Origin of the sequence: Rhodoferax antarcticus ANT.BR (assembly GCF_001938565.1) — a bacterium.
Lineage (GTDB): Bacteria > Pseudomonadota > Gammaproteobacteria > Burkholderiales > Burkholderiaceae_C > Rhodoferax > Rhodoferax antarcticus.
This window is the reverse complement of the sequence record NZ_MSYM01000013.1, coordinates 597,173-615,356: the sequence shown is the minus strand read 5'-3', so window position 1 is coordinate 615,356 and position 18,184 is coordinate 597,173. Positions and strand designations below refer to the sequence as shown.

Annotated in this window: 13 protein-coding genes; 2 read left to right on the top strand and 11 right to left on the bottom strand. The window is 60.6% G+C overall.

From position 1 onward, the window contains the following. Window positions 1-2: 2 nt before the first annotated feature. The 11 genes from BLL52_RS21860 to pap all read right to left on the bottom strand — a co-directional run bounded on the left by BLL52_RS21860 (window position 3) and on the right by pap (window position 14,898). Complete coding sequence (locus BLL52_RS21860) at window positions 3-2,582, bottom strand: methyl-accepting chemotaxis protein (protein ID WP_075586805.1); 2,580 nt, start codon at window positions 2,580-2,582, stop codon at window positions 3-5. Window positions 2,583-2,742: 160 nt separating this feature from the next. Then, complete coding sequence (locus BLL52_RS11670) at window positions 2,743-4,950, bottom strand: chemotaxis protein CheA (RefSeq protein ID WP_075586804.1); 2,208 nt, start codon at window positions 4,948-4,950, stop codon at window positions 2,743-2,745. Window position 4,951: 1 nt separating this feature from the next. Next, a complete protein-coding gene (locus tag BLL52_RS11665; RefSeq protein ID WP_075586803.1) occupies window positions 4,952-5,263 on the bottom strand; it encodes an STAS domain-containing protein in 312 nt (103 codons plus the stop codon). Continuing rightward, window positions 5,260-5,628 carry a response regulator gene (locus BLL52_RS11660; RefSeq protein WP_075586802.1) on the bottom strand — a complete coding sequence of 123 codons (369 nt, stop codon included), beginning with the start codon at window positions 5,626-5,628 and terminating at the stop codon, window positions 5,260-5,262. Before BLL52_RS11660 ends, BLL52_RS11665 begins: the two co-directional genes overlap by 4 nt. 10 nt (window positions 5,629-5,638) lie before the next feature. After that, on the bottom strand, window positions 5,639-6,784 hold the full coding sequence (locus BLL52_RS11655; protein WP_241839134.1) for a methyl-accepting chemotaxis protein: 1,146 nt from the start codon (window positions 6,782-6,784) through the stop codon (window positions 5,639-5,641). Further along, the gene (locus BLL52_RS11650) at window positions 6,781-7,167 is read right to left on the bottom strand and encodes a response regulator (protein ID WP_139313374.1); all 387 of its coding nucleotides are present in this window, start codon (window positions 7,165-7,167) and stop codon (window positions 6,781-6,783) included. Before BLL52_RS11650 ends, BLL52_RS11655 begins: the two co-directional genes overlap by 4 nt. 120 nt (window positions 7,168-7,287) lie before the next feature. Then, a complete protein-coding gene (locus BLL52_RS11645; protein ID WP_075586800.1) occupies window positions 7,288-9,303 on the bottom strand; it encodes a PAS domain S-box protein in 2,016 nt (671 codons plus the stop codon). Window positions 9,304-9,356: 53 nt separating this feature from the next. After that, on the bottom strand, window positions 9,357-11,480 hold the full coding sequence (locus tag BLL52_RS11640) for a putative bifunctional diguanylate cyclase/phosphodiesterase (protein ID WP_083633913.1): 2,124 nt from the start codon (window positions 11,478-11,480) through the stop codon (window positions 9,357-9,359). Window positions 11,481-11,591: 111 nt separating this feature from the next. After that, the gene (locus BLL52_RS11635) at window positions 11,592-12,230 is read right to left on the bottom strand and encodes a response regulator (protein WP_338065734.1); all 639 of its coding nucleotides are present in this window, start codon (window positions 12,228-12,230) and stop codon (window positions 11,592-11,594) included. 20 nt (window positions 12,231-12,250) lie between these two features. Beyond that, entirely contained in the window at window positions 12,251-13,321 is a 1,071-nt protein-coding gene (locus BLL52_RS11630; protein ID WP_139313373.1) for a response regulator, read from the bottom strand. Window positions 13,322-13,335: 14 nt separating this feature from the next. Next, entirely contained in the window at window positions 13,336-14,898 is a 1,563-nt protein-coding gene (gene pap / locus BLL52_RS11625) for a polyphosphate:AMP phosphotransferase (RefSeq protein WP_083633912.1), read from the bottom strand. Window positions 14,899-15,200: 302 nt separating this feature from the next. Between pap and BLL52_RS11615 the strand changes: the two genes are divergently transcribed. Beyond that, on the top strand, window positions 15,201-16,766 hold the full coding sequence (locus BLL52_RS11615) for a methyl-accepting chemotaxis protein (RefSeq protein ID WP_075586797.1): 1,566 nt from the start codon (window positions 15,201-15,203) through the stop codon (window positions 16,764-16,766). 190 nt (window positions 16,767-16,956) lie between these two features. Then, complete coding sequence (locus tag BLL52_RS11610; protein WP_075586796.1) at window positions 16,957-18,180, top strand: methyltransferase; 1,224 nt, start codon at window positions 16,957-16,959, stop codon at window positions 18,178-18,180. The last annotated feature ends 4 nt before the right edge of the window (window positions 18,181-18,184 follow it).

Genomic DNA, 18,184 nt, shown 5'->3' with positions numbered 1-18,184 from the left:
TGTTAAAACTTGGTGAACTGGGATTCATCCAGGTCTTCACCGGCCGCCATGGCACGGCTCTGGGCCGGGCGCGCCGCCGCTGGCCTGGCGGCCTTGCTGCTGGCACTGCTCTTGCGCACCGGATGCGGCACACCCCGGCTCATGGCTGAGCTGTCGAGCTTGAAGAACGACATGGTTTGCTGCAGTTGCTCAGCCTGGCTGCTCATCTCCTCGCTGGTAGCGGCCAGCTCTTCGGAGCTGGAGGCGTTTTGCTGCGTGGTGGTGTTGAGCTGGCTCACCGCCGAGTTGATCTGGCCCACGCCACTGCTTTGCTCGGTGGAGGCTGCCGTGATCTCCTGCACCAGGTCGCTGGTTTTGCGGATGTTGGGCACGATCTCGGCCAGCAGTTTGCCAGCCTTTTCTGCCAGGCCCACGCTGGAGCTGGCCACTTCACCGATCTCCTGCGCCGCCACCTGGCTGCGTTCTGCCAGTTTGCGCACCTCGGCGGCCACCACGGCAAAGCCCTTACCGTGTTCGCCAGCGCGGGCAGCCTCAATCGCGGCGTTAAGCGCCAGCAGGTTGGTTTGCGCGGCAATGTCGTCGATGATGCCGATCTTCTTGGCGATCTGTTTCATGGCTTCGACCGTGGCGTTGACCGCTTCACCGCCATCTTCTGCGTCCTTGGCCGCCTTGCTGGCCATGCCGTCGGTGATCTTGGCGTTTTCGGTGTTTTGCGCAATGCTGCTGGTCATCTGTTCGATGGACGCAGAGGTTTCTTCCACCCCGGCAGCCTGTTCGCTGGCCGCTTGACTCAGTGACTGTGCTGTGGCGCTCACTTCTTCAGAGGCGCTGGACAGGGCTTGCGCACCCGAGTTCACATCCGTCACCACCTCGACGAGCTTCTTCTGCATGTTGGACATGGCAGATTTCAGCTCGTCCCAGGTGCCGGCGTAGTTCTTCTTCATGGACAGGGTCAGGTCACCACCTTGCAGGGCACCCAGCACGCTGCGCAGCTCTTCCACCGGCGTGTTGACCGCCACCATCACCGAATTCAGCCCCTCAACCACCTTGCGGAAGTCGCCTTGATGCCGGTTCGCATCGGCCCGCACGGTCAGGTCGCCGTCTACCGTGGCTTTGGACAGCAGGTTGGCATCTGCCACCAGGTTATTGACCGCCTTGGTCACGTCAATCAGCGCCTTGGCCAGCGCGTCGCCCTCGCTACGCACCTTCACCACCGTGGTCAGATCGCCCCTGGAGATGGCCACTGCGGCGTTGGCTTGCTGCGCCGTGGCTTCAATCAGCCCGTTGAGGTTGTTCTTGATGACGTTGTACTGGCCCTTGTAAACCGTGGTGATGGCTGGGGGAACATTGCCCTGGGCGATCTTGTCCACGTAATCAGCGGTCACGTTCAGCGGGTTGACGATATTGGTCACCGTTTCGTTCACGCCCACCACCAGCTTGTTCCAGCCTCCCACAAACATGTCGGCGTTGGCGCGTTTATCCAACTCGCCGTCAGCAGCACCTTTGATGATGATGTCGGTCTGCGCCAGCAGGTCGCTCATCATCTTCACCACAGCATTCAGGTTGTTCTTGATCAGGTTGAAGTCGCCGTTGTAGTTGTCGGTAATCACCGGTGGAATCACACCCTTGGAAATGTCATCCACATATTTGGCAGTCACATTCAGCGGGCCGATCACGGCATCCAGGGTGCCATTGACACCGGCCACGATCTTCTGGAAGTCGCCCTGGTGCTTGCTGGCATCGGCCCGTGTTTCGAGCTTGCCGGCCACTGCGGCTTGGGCCAGCATATTGGCATCGGCAATCATGGCTTGTACTGCCGTCTGCGTGGCGCGAACTGCCGTAGCCAACTGGCCGGTTTCATCTTTGCTGTCGATGTCGATCTTGAACTCAAAATCGCCCTTGGCCATCTTGTTGGCACCTTCCACCATTTTGTTGGTGGGGCCCGTAATCGAGCGGGTGATAAACCAGCCAAACAGGGCGGTCAACACAGTTGCAATGGCCCCCAGAATAAGAATCAGATGCTCGGTGGCTGCGACCATTGCATTGGCGTCTTCGCCGGACTTGGTCATCGCATCGGCCTGGAACTTGATCAATGCGTTGATCGAAGTCATGTAGTCAGTTTGTGACTTGCGCAGCTCAGATTGCATGAGGGCGACAATTTCCGCCTTCTTGTCGGCCTTGAGCAGCTCCAAAAACTTGTCCTGGTCAACCACATAGGCTGTGCGCGCGACACCGATTTTCTTCAATAGCTCTTTGCCGGCCTCCGATTTGACGGACTTGTCCAACAACTCCAGGTTGTCGCTAATGACTTTTCGCTCGGGGCCAATGGCCTCCAGCGATTTTTGCTGTTCTGCGCCTGAGTAAATATAAGCGTTGCGCAGTTGCCGCGCGATGTTATTGATCGCATCAATGATGTCATTAGCTTGCACCGTCTTGGGAAACCGGTCATTGGTCATGGTCCCGATACTGTCGTTCAACGTCCCCAGCCGTGTGTAGCTGACCACCGAAATGGTGATCAGCATGATCAGGCTAATGGCAAAACCAATCCCCAGTCGTACGCCTATTTTGAGATTGTTCAACATGAAAATTCTCCTGAAAAATGAAACTGAGAGCTTGTATGAAAGAGCCAGAGAGCCTTGAAACACATCGACGATGGCGGTCCCGACGGTGGCGGATGGTTCATTCGACTCAGGGGTTCCGCCGCCCAGTAACAGAATTCAAATTTCTTGCGTGCCAAGGTGTTCATGATGATGGCATCTCTAATTGGCGAGTTGCGCCAGACGCTGCTGCACCGCCGCGTGCCGTCGCCTGTCGCACCAGTGACGGCACATCCAGAATCAACGCCACATCACCACTACCCAAAATCGTAGAGCCGCTGATGCATGTGCTTTGGGCAAACATCTGCCCCAGCGGCTTGATCACCGTCTGGAACTCGCCCAGCAGGCTGTCCACCACCAGACCGGCCTTTTGCCCGGCGTACTTGAGCACCACGATGTTTTCTGCTTTGGCTGGCGCAGCCGATACGGCAAACAGCTCACGCAGCCGGATGAAAGGCAGCACCTCGCCACGCAGGTTGGTGTAGTCGTGGCCTGGTTCGGCCGAATACGCCACACATTCCTCGATGGTGTCGAGCGGGATGGCATACACCGACTTGCCGACACCCACCAGAAAGCCGTCGATGATGGCCAGGGTGAGCGGCAAGCGCACGGTCACGATGGTGCCCACGCCTTCTTCACTGTTGATGCCCACGGTGCCGCGCAAAGCGGTGATGTTGCGCTTGACCACATCCAGACCGACGCCCCGGCCCGACAGGTTGGTAACCTTCTCGGCGGTGGAGAAACCCGGCTCGAAGATCAGCGCATAGACCTCGGCGTCGGTCAGGTGGTGGTTGGCATCGACCAGGCCACGTTCGATGGCCCTGGCAAGAATTTTGTCGCGTTTGAGACCGCCGCCATCGTCTTCGACAGTGATGACGATGGCCCCGGAGTCGTGGTAGGCGTTGAGTTTGAGTGTGCCCTGGGCGGGCTTGCCCCGGTCGGCGCGCACCTCGGCGCTCTCGATGCCGTGGTCCATCGAGTTGCGCACCAGGTGCATCAGCGGGTCGCCAATCTTTTCGACGACAGTTTTGTCCAGTTCGGTCTCTTCGCCGTCAATGACGAGCGCAATATTCTTGTCCAGGTCACGCGACACGTCGTGCACCACCCTTTGAAACCGGCTGAAGGTGGCGCCAATACGCACCATGCGCAGTTGCAGGGCACTGTCGCGCACATCTTCTACCAGCGTGGCGAGCTTGGAGGTGGCCTCGGTCAGCTCAATCACCCGTGCGCGGTGCGCAATCATGTTCACGCTGGCCCCGGCAATGATCAGCTCGCCCACCAGATTGATCAGCTGGTCGAGCTTGTCGGCATCCACGCGGATGGATTTGCTCTCTGTGGCTCCGGCTTCCTTGACCTGTTTTTGCTTGGTGAGCGCGGCTTCCACCACCTCGGGTTGTACCGAGCCCTGTTCCACCAGAATGGTTCCAATGGGCTTACTTGGCGCATCCAACTGCGCGTTCAGCGCCCTATCCAGCTCTTGTGGTGTGAGCGTACCGCAGTGCACCAGCATGTCGCCCAGGCGCGCCGGTTCACCCTGCTGCAGGTTGATCAGGCCGACGTATTCCGAGATCAGGCTGTGCGGGGGCAGAATGACCAGTCGGCAGTCGTCGCGCACAAATTCAAACACTTGTTCGATCGTGGCCTTGTCCACTGCGGCCTGAAATGCGATTTCAAAGCCCACATAGCACAGCTCAGGGTCCATGTGTTGGGCGTCTGGCAGGGCGTCTGGCACCGTTTCAATGGCCACTACTTTACCTAGGGTGCCCAGGTAACGGATGAAAGACAGCGGGTCCATGCCGTTGCGCAGCACATCAGGCCCAAAGCGCACTGAAATATGCCAGTGGTCTGCATTGACGGCGCCAGCGCCAATGCGCTGAACCCGCTCGGTGTCTGCCGTGGGCACGGTGCGGGTGGTGTCGGCTTGCCTTGGTGCGTCAGCGGCCCTAGTCTCTGTGGCAACGGCTTCCAGAAACTGGCCTAGTTGCGCCTGCAGCGGGTCACCCTGAGCTTTTTGTTCGGCAGTGCCAGACAACTGACCAGCAGCCACGCCGTTGATCAACGCGCCAATATGGTCACTGCATGACAGCAGCAAGGCCACCAGCGGCTCGGACAATTCCATCTTGCCGGCGCGCACCTTGTCGAGCACGCTTTCAACCACATGGGTAAATGACACCACATGGTCCAGGCTGAACAGGCCGCCGGAGCCCTTGATGGTGTGGGCTGCGCGAAAGATGGCGTTGACCAGTTCGGTCTTTTCATCAGCGCCTTCCACGGCCAGCAGGGCGGTCTCCATGTCTTCGAGCAGCTCGCGGCTCTCGACGATGAACATCTGCAGTGCGTCATCCATGTCCATGTCAGCTCCTTGAGGCGCCCGCCGGGCTGCGTGAGTCCATCACCAGATGGTCGCCAAAATAGGCCACCACATTCAGCAACTCAAACACCTCAATTACCGCCGGGCTGTGGCCGATGAGTGTCAGGTCACGCCCCTGGGCCAGTGCGGTCTTCTTGGCCAGCATCAGCAATTGCACCCCGGCCGTATCCAGATCAGTCACGCCTGACAGGTCAATCTCGGTCACCGGTGGCACAGCCAGGATGATCGGCTTGAGCTCCATCGCCCGAAAGATGGTCAGCTCGCCTTCGATGCGCAAAACATTTTTGGTACTCATGGCAGGCACAGCCTTTGAACAGCGTCCACCAGGCGCTCTGGCTGGAAGGGTTTGACCACCCAGGCACGCGCACCAGCCGACTGGCCTTCGCGCTTTTTGGACTCATCGGATTCAGTGGTCAGCATGATCACCGGGGTGAATTTGTAAGCCGGCATCTGCTTGACGTTTTTCAGAAAGGTGATGCCGTCCATCACGGGCATGTTCACGTCGCTGATGATCAGGTGAACCTTCTGGCCGGTGAGCTTGTTCAGCGCGTCGCGCCCGTCGACGCCTTCGAGCACCTCGTAACCCGCCCCCTTGAGCGCAATGCCCACCACCCGCCGCATGGAGGCGGAGTCGTCAACAATCATGATGGTCTTTGCCATGTCTTAACCCCTAGAAAAAACTGATGTCGTCGGCGCTGTTTAGCGCCACCTTGCCACCTGCGTGAATGACGTGCTGGTCTGCCATCACATAGGTCTTTTTCATCTCGGCAAGCATGTCTTGCGGATCATGCGCCTGCAGGACACCAGTCTGGGCATAGACTTGTTGCTGGTCTTGCAGCGCCACAGGCAGGCGTTCGATGTTTTTGATGACCTGGGTGAGGATCTGGCTGACGCGGTCCTGAAACTGCATCTGCACCAGCGCCTCATTCACCTCGGCCTGAATGCTCATGCTTTCACCCTGCAGCAGATCGCGGGAGCGCTGAAACGCTTCGGTGATGCCCTTGAAGTCAGTCACCACCCGGTCAATGGTGACCTGGGCGGCTTCAAGTGAGTTGTCTTCTGCCACCACCGATTCGCGCACCACAGTGCAGGTTTCCACAATGGCGGCGCTGATGATTTTGACCTTTTCGGCGATCTTGCGGCCAGTTTCACCGGACTGGTTGGACAACATGCGAAATTCCTTAGCCACCACCGCAAAGCCACGCCCCAGGTCACCGGCACGGGCGGCTTCAATGGCGGCATTCAGTGCCAGCAGATTGGTTTGCTGCGCAATGCGCGCCACATCAGAGGCCATCTCATGCAGCTCCACCACAAAGCGGTTTAGCCCTTGCACCTGGGTCAGCATGTTCTCCATAGTGCCCATGGAGGCCTGCTGAACGTTGACCAGTGCACTCAATTCCTGCTGGCTTCGCTGAAACAGCGCCAACATGCCGCCGCTGTCCATGCTGTCGGTTTCCTGCGTGGCGGTGCGCAGAGCCACGTCGAGTTTGTCAACAATGCCGCCGAAGCGCTCTGACAAGGCGTTGACAGCCACTTCCATCTGCTCGCGAGAAGACTCAATGTGGCCGTTCCAGACCGGCACCACTTGCACCACAAAGTGGGCTTGATCGGCCAGAAACTCGTCAACGGCCTGGCGCTGCGCCGCGTCGCGCCGCGCCATCAGCCAGGCCACCACAGCACCCAGCGCCAGCAGTACCAGCCCCAGGGCGTCAGCCAGCAGTGCGCCCTTCCCGACCCCCACAACGGCCAGCATGGCCACCCCGCCCAGCGCCACCGGGTAATACTTGCCAAGGTCTTCCGGCATGCGCAGCTTCATACAGACGCCCCGGAGACAGGCTGCGCCAGTTGCGAAATGATGGGTAGCAGCTGTGCGACAAAATTGGCCTTGCCCACCAGACCCAGGGCACCCAGCTCTTGTGCCGCAGTGCGATAGGACTCGTTGTCATGCATCGACAAGAACAGCACGCGTGGCGAGTGTGGCCAGCTCTGCATGGTGCGGGCAACCTCCAGGCCGCTCATGCCGGGCATGACGATGTCCAGCAACATCAGGTCGGGCTGCAGGGCTTGAGCGATTGCCAGGGCCTGCTCGCCGTTATGGGCTTCTGCCACCACCTCGGTGTTGGCGACCAAGCCGAGGGTTTTTTTGACAGATGCCAAAAACGTCAGGTTGTCATCCACCAGCATGACATGCAACGTCATGATCGACTCCCACAAGACGTGTCGCCTACGGGAGTGGTTAGATGAACAGAAAGAGCCAGTAAGGTAACCATAGGCTGTACTTTAGGCACAGCGCCGCGCAGGCGGTATCAGGCCAACACCCTAATCCGGCAGGGGAAACACCTGAAGATGAAACACCACCGAGAACGTGGCACCCGGCCCCGGGCCCACATTGAGCTGGCCGCCAATCTGGCGCGCCAGGTCAGACGCCAGCTGCAAGCCAAGTGACTGGGTGCGCCGGGCCTCAAAGTCGCCAGGCAGGCCCACGCCGGTGTCGCGCACCGACAGCTGCCACCAGCCAGTACGGCCGCTGGGCTGCAGGCTGACCACCACTTGGCCCGAGCGCTGTTCGGGAAATCCATGCTTCAGGCAGTTGGACAGCAGTTCGTTGACCAGCAGCCCGCAGGGTGCGGCCTGGTCCATGCCGACGTTGACGGCAGACATCTCCAGTAGCAGCCGCACATCGCCGCCCAGCCCGGATTGGGTGCGAAAGGTCTGGGTGGCCAGTTGCTTGAGATAAGCCCCCAGCTCCACTGAGGCAAAGGTGCCCGAGCGGTACAGGCTCTCGTGCAGCAGCGCCATGGCGTAGATGCGGCTCTGCATGTCTTTGAGCACGCTACGGGTGTCAGGCTGCGCACTGCGGCCAACCTCCAGGCGCAGCAGGCTGGTGATGACCTGCAGGTTGTTTTTGACCCGGTGATGCACCTCGTTGAGTAAGGCCACTTTCTCCCGCAGCGAGTTTTGCAGCGCCAAGTCGGCCTGCTTGCGCTGGGTGATGTCTTCCTTGACCGCCACGTAATGGCTGATGTGGCCTTCGGCGTCCAGCACCGGCGCAATCACCGCACGCTCGATGAACAGGGTGCCGTCTTTTCTGCGGTTATGCAGTTCGCCCTGCCAGACGCCTCCCGTGCTGACCGTGCCCCACAGCTCGGCATAGGTCTCGGGCGGTGTCAGGCCCGATTTGAGGATGCGCGGGTTTTGCCCCGTGGCCTCCTCCAACGTGTAGCCGGTGTTGCGGGTGAACGATGGGTTGGCATAGAGGATGTTGCCTTGCAGATCGGTGGTCACGATCGACACCGGGGCCTGCTCCACCGAGCGTGACAACTGGCGCAAGCGGTCGTCAGCGGCTTTGCGTTCGGTGATGTCGGTGACAAGACCATGCCACAGCACCGAGTCGTCGTCCAGCCGCTCGGGCACCGAATTGCCATACAGCCAGCGCACACTGCCGTCGTCAAACAACATGCGGTATTCGTGCTGCCAGGGGGTCAAATCACGCGCCGATGCCTGGATCGAGGCAAGAAACTGTGCCGCGTCGTCCGGGTGGTTGCGGGACAGGACAGCAGTGGCATCTTCGTTAACATCTTCCGGGTTGACCCGCAGCACCTGGCGGACGGCCTCACTGGCATAAGGCAGGCAGGCGCTACCGTCGGGCCTGAGCAAATATTGATACAAAACGCCGGGCAACCGATTGCTGAGCTTTTGCAGGCGCTGCGCGGCTTCTTGCCGCACCGCTTGAGCGTGCTGGCGCTCGGTGGTGTCAAGAAAAATCCACATCGACTCCGACGTGCTGGCGTCCAGCATGGCACCGCTGAGTTCGACCCAGATGGATGCACCGTCACAGCGTTTGAATTCGGTCAGGGAGCGAAACACCTTGCCCGCTGCCATGACCGGGTCAGCGGCGTTCGTCAGCGCCTGGTAGCTCGCCTCACAGGGGTAGTGCACGCTGGTGGGCACGCCCACCCACTCACCCGGGCGATATCCAAACATCGCCTCAAACGCTGAATTGGCCCACAACAACTTGCCGTCTGCCACGCGGGCAATGCCCACCATGTCCGAGTGCAGCATCATGGCGTGCTCGGCCAGCGCACGCTCGGATGTCAGGCGGGCACGCGCCAGCGCCGTTTGCGAGTGCGCCAGCGCACGGGTTTTTTCAGCCAACTGCTGGCGCAGCATCAAACTCCGTGCAGCCAGCGCCAAGGTGAAGACCAGCAGAATCACAAAGGCGTAATCCAGCGTCTGCGCACCGCCCGCAACCTGTGCGGCCGCTTTGGCTGGCAGCGCTGTGAGGGCAACAGCGGTTAGCAAAAAGCCTTGAAACAAGGGATTGGCAATACTCATTTATCTATAGCTACTAGCGCTTATTCAATAAGGGCTAGAGGCCAATTTGTTATTTAAATGGTAGACGGCTTGCCAGGGTCTGGGTGCGGTACCGGGCGGCCAAACAGGTAACCCTGAAACGCGTCACACCCCATGCCAGCCAGCGCGTCGTGCTGGCCCTGGGTTTCAACGCCTTCGGCAATCACCTGCATGCCCAGATTGTGGCCCAGCGCCACGATGGCTTGCGCTATCACCGCGTCATCCGGGTCGCTGAGCAGATCGCGCACAAAAGACTGGTCAATCTTGAGCTGGTCCATCGGCAGGCGCTTGAGATAGATCAGCGAGGAGTAGCCAGTACCAAAGTCGTCCAGCGAAAAGCTCACCCCGAGTTTTTTGAGCTGGCTCATCTTGACGATGGCGTCCTGCACGTCACCAATCAGCATGCTCTCGGTCAGCTCCAGCTTGAGTTTGTGCCCATCTACACCGCTATGCCGGATAACGCTCACCACGCTGTCGACAAAATCGTCGCGGGAAAACTGCAGCGCACTGACATTGACCGCCATGGTCCAGTGCGCAGTTTGCGGGTTGGTGGCCCAGCGCAGCAGTTGCTGGCAAGCCGCCTGCAGCACCCAATGCCCCAGCTCCAGGATCAGCCCCGACTCCTCGGCCACCGCAATAAAGTCGCCCGGCATGACCAGACCGCGCTGCGGGTGCTGCCAGCGCACCAGCGCCTCAGCCCCCTGGGTGCGGCCATGGGCGTCTACCTGCACCTGGTAATAGAGCACAAACTGCCCGGCGGCCAGACCGCAGCGCATGTCGCGCAACAACTCGGTGCGCGCCAGCGCCTGGGCCTGCATGGCCGAGTCGTAAAAACGGACCTGATTGCGCCCGGCGGCTTTGGCCTGGTACATGGCGACGTCGGTCATCTTCAGCAGCTCATTCAATTCGCCGGCGTCTTTGTCAAACACCACAATGCCCACGCTGGCGGAGCTGCTGTGCTGGCGCCCGCGCAGGTGGTACGGCTGGCACAGTGCGTCGCGGATTTTTTGCGCCACTGCTTCGGCATGTGCGGCAGCACTGTGGCTGTCAGTGCCCAAACTGTCGAGCATGACCATGAATTCATCACCGCCCAAGTGCGCTGCCGTGTCGTTGTCACGCACGCAGGCGGTCAGGCGCAGCGCCACCTCACACAACATGTCGTCGCCATGGCCGGGCCCCATGATTTCGTTGACATGGCGGAAGTGGTCCATGTCCAGAAAGATCAACGCGCCGTGCTGCTCAGACCGCGAAGCCGAGGCGATGACTTTTTTTAGCCGCTCCAACAGGCAGCGGCGGTTCGGCAGGCCGGTGAGGTCGTCGTAAAACGACAGGCTCTGAATTTTTTTCTCGGCCTGGAGGCGCTCGCTGTGGTCGGACAGAATGACGATGTAGCGGGTCTGCGCCTCAGTGTTGAGGCGCGACACCTTCATGCCCAATGGGAACAGCGTACCGTCCTGGCGCACGCCTTCGAGATTTTGCTGGCGCCCCACCACCCGCTCCAGCTCGGGGGAGTCGTCTAGCTGCAGATAGCCGTGGTGGCGACTGCGCTGGATCTCAGGCATCAGCATCGACACATTCTGACCCAGCACCTGCTCAGCGCTGTAACCAAAGATGGCGCTGGCACCCATACTGAATGACTCAATCACACCTCTGGCGCTGATCGTCATCACACCGCTGCTGAGGTTGTCGAGAATGACCTGGTTGCGCGCTGCCTGCTCATGCTCACGCACATCGACTTGGTGTTTGTACAGCGCCATTTGCAGCACGGTGTGCAGCTCGCGCTCTGAAAAAGGCTTCAGGATGTAGCCGTAGGGCTCGGCCACCATGGCCCGCTCCAGAATGTCGTCAGCGGCGTAGGCGGTCAGAAAAACCACGGGCAGCGCCTGGTGTTCGCGAATGGCGTGGGCGGCGGCAATGCCGTCCATGCCCGGGCCCAGGCCAATGTCCACCAGTACCAAATCCGGCCGCAGCCGCCCAGTGAGAAACACTGCCTCTTCCCCGGAACAGGCTTCGCCCGCCACAAGGTAGCCAAGCGCTTCCAGTTGCAGGCGAATGTCGTACCGAACAATCGCCTCGTTTTCCACGATAAGGATACGCGCAGGGCTCTTTGTCTTGGACCGCTGGGCGCCAGTGTTGGATGAACCTGAGGTTTTAAGCATGCCACAGGATACGTCTTCTCTTGCCTGAGCCATATACGGGAAACACCTGAGTCCGGCCCGGAAAACACCTGAAAGCTGGCTACCAGGTACCAGCGGCCTGTAGCCTAAAGCCTATAGCGTCACCAAGCCCAGTTTCAGGGCGTGGCGCACCAGCCCGGTGACTTCATGCACATCAAGCTGGCGCATCAGACCCGTTCGGTGGGTTTCCACGGTTTTGACCGACAGGTCAAGTCGGCGGGCAATGTCCTTGGTGCTCAGGCCCTCGGCAATGAGTTGCAACACCTCACGCTGGCGCGGTGACAGGTGCTCGCTGGGCTGGTCGTCTTCACGCAAGCGGTGCACATAGTCGTCCAGCACGCCTTTGGAGACCGCCGGACTTAGATAGGTTTCACCCCGCAACACCGCGGTGATGGCCAACTCCAACTCCATCGGGGCGGAATCCTTGAGCAAATAGGCGACGGCGCCGTGGCGCAGCGCGCGTCGCACGTACTCCGCGTTTTGGTGCATCGACAAAATCATCACCCGGATGCCGGGCATCGACTTGACCAGCCGCGCGGTGGCTTCCAGCCCATTGAGGCCAGGCATGGAGATGTCCATCAGAATCAGATGCGGTTTCAGCTGTTCAGCGAGTTTCAGCAGTTGCAGGCCATCTCCGGCTTCGCCCACCACGGTCAGGCCGGGCACGGATTCCAGCAACTTGCGCAGGCCCGCGCGCAACAGGGTGTGATCATCAGCAAGTAATACGCGCATCGGGTTCATCGGCACTTTCATTATGTGCGCCACGGGCAGCGCAAGGTCACGGTACTGCCCTGTTGAGGCATGGAACTGATCTCCAGCGTGCCGCCCACCAGTGTGGCACGCTCCTGCATGCCCAGCACGCCCAGGCTAGCACCCGTCACGGCACGCTCGCGCATGGCTGCGGTATCAAAACCCAGACCGTCGTCGGTGACTGTGAGCACCATCTCATCCATCTCCCGGTACAGATTGATCCTGACCTGGCTGGCACGGGCGTGGCGGGTGATGTTGGTCAGCGCCTCCTGAACGATGCGAAAACACGCGGTTTCGATCTCGGGGGCCAGCCGCTCCAGCGTGCGCTCGTGGTGAAACTGCACCTCAAAGCCGCTGCGGCTGGCACTTTGTTCAGCCATCCATTTCAGCGCCGGGGCCAGTCCCAGGTCATCGAGCATGGACGGCCGCAGGGCGGTGGCCAGTGAGCGCACCTGCCGCAGCGCGTCTTCCACGATGCGGATGTTTTCCTGGTACAGACCGGCCGGTGCCTGGTCCTTGAAGCGTTCGCCCAACTGTAGGTTGATCTTGATGGCGGTGAGCGACTGGCCCAGTTCATCATGCAGCTCAAGGGCCACGCGGCGGCGCTCTTGCTCCTGCGCTTCCAGCACCCGGCGTGACAGGGCTTGCAGCTGCCGGGTAGTGGTCAGCAGCTTAGCCTCGGCCTGCTTCTTGTAAAGCGCAATGGCCAGCACGGTGTGCAGTTCCCGCTCGGAAAATGGTTTGAGCACGTAGCCAAACGGCTCGGTGATCTTGGCTCGCTCCAGAATGTCGTCGGCGGCGTAAGCCGTCAGAAAAACCACCGGGATTCCAAATTTCTGGCGGATGGTAAGGGCGGCGGCAATGCCGTCCACCTCGCCGGCCAGGCCAATGTCCATCAGGACCAGATCGGGGTGCCACATGCCTGCCAGGACAATGGCTTCCTCGCCCAAAGAGGTTGGGCCCAGCACCTCGTAGCCTAACGACTGAACCTGCTGGGCAATGTCGCGCGCAACAATCATCTCGTCTTCGACGATCAGGATTTTGGTGGGTTTGGCAGTTGGGGCTGCACTCATGGCGGGGTTAGCCATCAGGTTTTGCGCTTGGCGGATTTACGCTGCACGGCAGCTTTTTTGCCCGCCGGGTCGTCCGGCGCGCTTGCCGGGGCAGACTTTTCTTGCAAAGCTGCTTCCAGCCGCTGACACAGGGTGCTCAAAATTTTCACCCGCGCGAAGTTTTTGTCGTTGGCCTGCACCAGCGTCCAGGGCGACTCGCCGGTGCTGGTGCGCTCCACCATGTCGCAAATGGCTTGCTGGTAGTCGTGCCACTTCTCGCGGTTGCGCCAGTCCTCGTGGGTGATCTTGAAGCGTTTGAAGGCCACCTGCTCACGCGCCTTAAAGCGCTTGAGCTGTTCCTCCTGGCTGATCTGCAGCCAGAACTTCACCACAACCACACCAGCGTCGATGAGTTCATGCTCAAAGTCGTTGATTTCGCCGTAAGCGCGCAGCCAGTCGGGCTCGGTACAAAAGCCTTCGACCCGCTCCACCAGCACCCGGCCATACCAGGTGCGGTCAAAAACAGCCACCTGGCCGTGGCGCGGCAGGTTGCGCCAAAAGCGCCACAAATGCGGTTGGGCTTTTTCTTCGTCGGTGGGCGCAGCCACCGGGGTCACCTGGTACTGGCGTGCGTCCATGGCCGCCGCAATGCGGCGAATGGCACCGCCCTTGCCTGCGGCATCAACCCCCTCAAAGGCGCACACCAGCGACCGGTGTTTGAAACGCTCGTCGCGCAGCAGCTCAGACAGCCGTCCCTGCCAGCGCGCCAGCGCGTCTTTGTAAGGCTTGTCGGCCAGGGTCAGGGACAGGTCCAGCTCAGTCAGGACGTTGCGCCCATCTAGGTCCACCCGCAGCATGGGTGCTGCGGCGGCGCGTGGCGGCTCGGTCTCGGTCATCTTCTGGCTGATGGCCGCCAGCAACACCTGGCCCACTGCCAGGCAGCGGTAGCGGTCGTCGGTGCCTTCTACCACCACCCAGGGGGCGGCGGCGGTGTTGGTGACGCGCAGCAAATGCCCGGCCACCTCTTGCAACTGGTCGTAGGTTTTCAGGCGGTCCCAGTTCCACTGCGTGACACGCCAGGCGGTGCGCGGGTCGCTGGAGAGCGCTTTCAGGCGCTGCTTCTGGCCGTCTTTGCTCAGATGGAACCAGAACTTGAGCACCAGCGCACCTTCAGCCACCAGCATTTGTTCAAAGCGGTTGATCTGTTCGGCACGGGCATCAAGCTCTTTGACAGAGATGTCCCCCTGGATGCGCTCGCGAATCGGGTCGGAATACCATGAGCCGGCAAAAATGCCCAAGCGCCCCTTGGGTGGCAGGCTGCGCCAGTAGCGCCACATGGGTGGGCGCTCGCGCTCTTCGTCACTGGGCTCAGAAAACGCCAAGGTCGAGATAAAGCGCGGGTCCATCCATTCATAGAGCATGTTGATGGTTTCGCCCTTGCCAGCGCCGTCCTGCCCGCTGATCAACACCACTACCGGGGTTTTGCGCTTCTCGAACAAGCTGACCTGCGCATCCAGCAAGGCGGCGCGCAGGCCGGGCACGGCATCGCGGTAGGCCTCTTTGGACAGGCGGTGGCCAATTTCTGCGGATTTAAACACGAGGAACTTTCAACAATGTTTAAGCCACTGCAGCTCAGGCACTTTGCCAAAATCATGCAGCGGCCGACCAAAAAACAGATTTGCGGGTCCGCTTGGGGCAGGCGCAGCGCCAGGTCGGGGTTCAGGGCACTGGTTTCATTTTAGGGGCTGGGCTGCGGGGCAACATGGCATGGTTTTCGCCGCAGCAAGCGCCGAAGAAAAGCCTTGTTTGTTTGCCTTTTGTCAAAATCAACTGCCCTGAATGTTGGCCGCTGGCAGGGCAATCAGGGGTATATTTGTACTGAAGTGCAACAGGAGCGCGCGTGGATACCCCGAAATACAAAATATGGATTCAGTTGTTGGCCACCATCGGAGCTGCCCTTGTGGTGGTGTGGACCGGAGTCATTTTCTGGCAGGGTCATGTGACCCGACAAGCTGCGCTGGAGCAGGCCACCGATTTTTCCACCAGCATGCACGATGCCACCATGGCCGGGCTGACCGGCATGATGGTCACCGGCACCATTGGTCAGCGAGAGATTTTGCTGGACCAAATCAAACAGCTAGGCTCGATTCGCGACGTGCGGGTACTGCGCGGTGAAGCTGTCATCAAACTGTATGGGCCGGGCAATGCCACGGACGATCACAACCCGGACGCGTTGGAGCAGCAGGTGATGACCACAGGCCAAGCCATTGTGCAAGTGCAGTCCGATGCCCAAGGCGAGTATCTGCGCGCGGTGCGCCCGACACTGGCTTCCAAAAATTACCTGGGCAAAGACTGCACCACCTGCCATGTCTCCCCCGAAGGAACGGTGCTGGGCGTGGTCAGCATGAAGGTGTCACTGAACAAGGTCAACGCCAGTCTGGCGGACCAGCGGCTCAAATCCATTCTGGCGGCGCTGATCACTTGCATCCCGGTGTTGATGCTGATTTACCCGTTCATTCGCAAGGTGGTCACCCGGCCGCTGGAAGACTGTTTGCGCGTGGCGCGAAGCATTGCCCAGGGTGACTTGACCCAGCAAATTGAGGTGCGGGCCAAAAACGAAATGGGCCAGTTGGAGCAAGCCCTGAAAGACATGAACGCCAGCCTGGTGAAGATTGTTCAGGAAGTGCGCCTAGGCACCGACACCATTCACAGCGCCTCCAGCGACATTGCCAGTGGCAACCTGGACCTGTCTAACCGCACCGAGCTGCAAGCCCACTCCCTGGAAAAGACCGCGGCCTCGATGGCAGATTTGACCGCTGCGGTGAACCAGAACGCCAGCCATGCGCAGCGCGCCAACGAGCTGGCGCAGTCGGCGTCTGACGTGGCCGTCAAGGGAGGCAGTGTGGTCTCGGGGGTGATTGACACCATGGCCTCCATCAACACCTCCAGCAAACGCATTGTGGACATCATCTCGGTGATTGACGGTATTGCCTTCCAGACCAACATCCTGGCGCTGAACGCCGCGGTAGAAGCAGCCCGCGCGGGTGAGCAGGGCCGTGGTTTCGCGGTGGTGGCCGCTGAAGTGCGCAGCCTGGCCAAACGTTCGGCCGATGCCGCGCAGGAGATCAAGGCACTGATTGGTGACTCGGTGACCAAGGTGGAAGCCGGTAGCACCTTGGTGCAGCAGGCCGGCATCACCATGAACGACATTGTGGAGAGCATTCGCCACGTCACCGACATCATGAGCGAGATTGCACAGGCCAGCGTCAGCCAGTCCAGCGGCATTGCGCTGGTGAGCGGGTCCATCGACCAGATGAACCAGGTCACCCAGCAAAACGCGGCGCTGGTGGAACAAGCCGCCGCTGCGGCCCAGTCGCTGCAGGATCAGGCAGAAAACCTAGAGCGCGTGGTAGGCACTTTCAAAATTGAGGAAAATAGCACGCAAGCCCTTATAGTACGTGGGTAAGCAGCTATATATTTGATATCAAAGTCAGCCGCTTGCAGGTGAACTGCAAGTGGCTTACTTTTTTTGTCGGCAGCCAACGCAGGCTGCGAGCAAGGTGCGCCAGCGCATCGCCAGGTTCAGGACGGCGTTTTGGCTGGCTAAGCACAAGCCATCTGTTACAACCGGGGCCTTCACTTCTGCGACCAAGCCCATGCCTTCAAGCCCCAACAGCGCCCTGCCCGCCAACCCCACTGCCCTGCCAGAGATTCACTGGGTGGAAGCTGATCAACCCCGCAGCGCCCGCTGGCGCTCCGAGCGCGGTCTGCCAGCCCCCACCAAAGTGGTGCTGGCAGACGATACCCTGAGTGCTGACAGCGCTTACCGGCTGGTCTGCGCGGGCACATCGCTGCTCTGGCGGGGTGACTTTCACAACGCCCGCCAGCTGCTGCAAGCCCTGGGCCGGCGTGTGGACCAGGTGCCCAAACGCAAGCGCAAACAAGCCGCCACACCCATCCCGCTGGCTGAGGTCTTCAACCAGTACCGACTGGCGCAGGCGCAACGTGCCCGCCTGCTAGGGCAACTGCTGATTGAGTTCAACCCAGACTACAGCGTGCTGCTGCGCCGCGCACCAGATGTCAAAGTGGCGTGTTCTGAGGCCTGGGGCGAGCCTGACTTGCAAACTGGCAATTCGGTCGCATCGCTGCGGGAACTGCTGGGCATGACCAGCGCGCACGAGTGGCGCCGCGTCGGCATCGAAATCCCCGCGCTCGGCGAGGCGCCGCACAACCGCATTCACCCGCACTACAGCGTGTTCTCGCCGGTGCGCGGTGAATACATCCAGTTGGTGGCCACGGCCCACCTGCCCAAGCCGCCCAAAGGGCAAGACCAGATCACCGCGTTTGACATTGGCACTGGCACCGGCGTGCTGGCGGGCGTGCTGGCGCAGCGTGGCGTGGGCCATGTGGTTGCCACGGAATTGGATGCGAGAGCGCTGGCATGTGCCAACGACAACATCGCCCAACTTGGGTTGAAGCAGCGCGTGGAGGTCCTTCAGGCGGATCTTTTCCCACCGGGGCGTGCCTCGCTGATTGTTTGCAACCCGCCCTGGTTGCCCGCGCGCCCCACCTCGCCGATTGAACACGCGGTGTACGACGAGGGCTCGCGCATGCTCAAAGGCTTTCTGGCCGGGCTGCTGGCACACCTGGAACCCAAGGGTGAAGGCTGGCTGATTCTGTCCAACCTGGCCGAGCACCTGGGCCTGCGCAGCCGTGACGAGTTGCTGGCGCTGTTTGAGGCCAACGGCCTGCGCGTCATCAGTCGGGTGGACGCCAAACCGGTGCACCCCAAGGCCAGCGACACCACCGACGCACTGCACCACGCCAGGAGCCAGGAAGTCACCTCGCTGTGGCGGCTGGCAGACAACACATCAAAATAGTAAA

Coding starts and splice junctions, on each gene's coding strand:
- BLL52_RS21860 (WP_075586805.1), bottom strand. CDS start 2,582: ATGTTGAACAATCTCAAAATAGGCGTACGACTGGGGATTGGTTTTGCC.
- BLL52_RS11670 (WP_075586804.1), bottom strand. CDS start 4,950: ATGGACATGGATGACGCACTGCAGATGTTCATCGTCGAGAGCCGCGAG.
- BLL52_RS11665 (WP_075586803.1), bottom strand. CDS start 5,263: ATGAGTACCAAAAATGTTTTGCGCATCGAAGGCGAGCTGACCATCTTT.
- BLL52_RS11660 (WP_075586802.1), bottom strand. CDS start 5,628: ATGGCAAAGACCATCATGATTGTTGACGACTCCGCCTCCATGCGGCGG.
- BLL52_RS11655 (WP_241839134.1), bottom strand. CDS start 6,784: ATGAAGCTGCGCATGCCGGAAGACCTTGGCAAGTATTACCCGGTGGCG.
- BLL52_RS11650 (WP_139313374.1), bottom strand. CDS start 7,167: ATGACGTTGCATGTCATGCTGGTGGATGACAACCTGACGTTTTTGGCA.
- BLL52_RS11645 (WP_075586800.1), bottom strand. CDS start 9,303: ATGAGTATTGCCAATCCCTTGTTTCAAGGCTTTTTGCTAACCGCTGTT.
- BLL52_RS11640 (WP_083633913.1), bottom strand. CDS start 11,480: ATGCTTAAAACCTCAGGTTCATCCAACACTGGCGCCCAGCGGTCCAAG.
- BLL52_RS11635 (WP_338065734.1), bottom strand. CDS start 12,230: ATGCGCGTATTACTTGCTGATGATCACACCCTGTTGCGCGCGGGCCTG.
- BLL52_RS11630 (WP_139313373.1), bottom strand. CDS start 13,321: ATGAGTGCAGCCCCAACTGCCAAACCCACCAAAATCCTGATCGTCGAA.
- BLL52_RS11610 (WP_075586796.1), top strand. CDS start 16,957: ATGCCTTCAAGCCCCAACAGCGCCCTGCCCGCCAACCCCACTGCCCTG.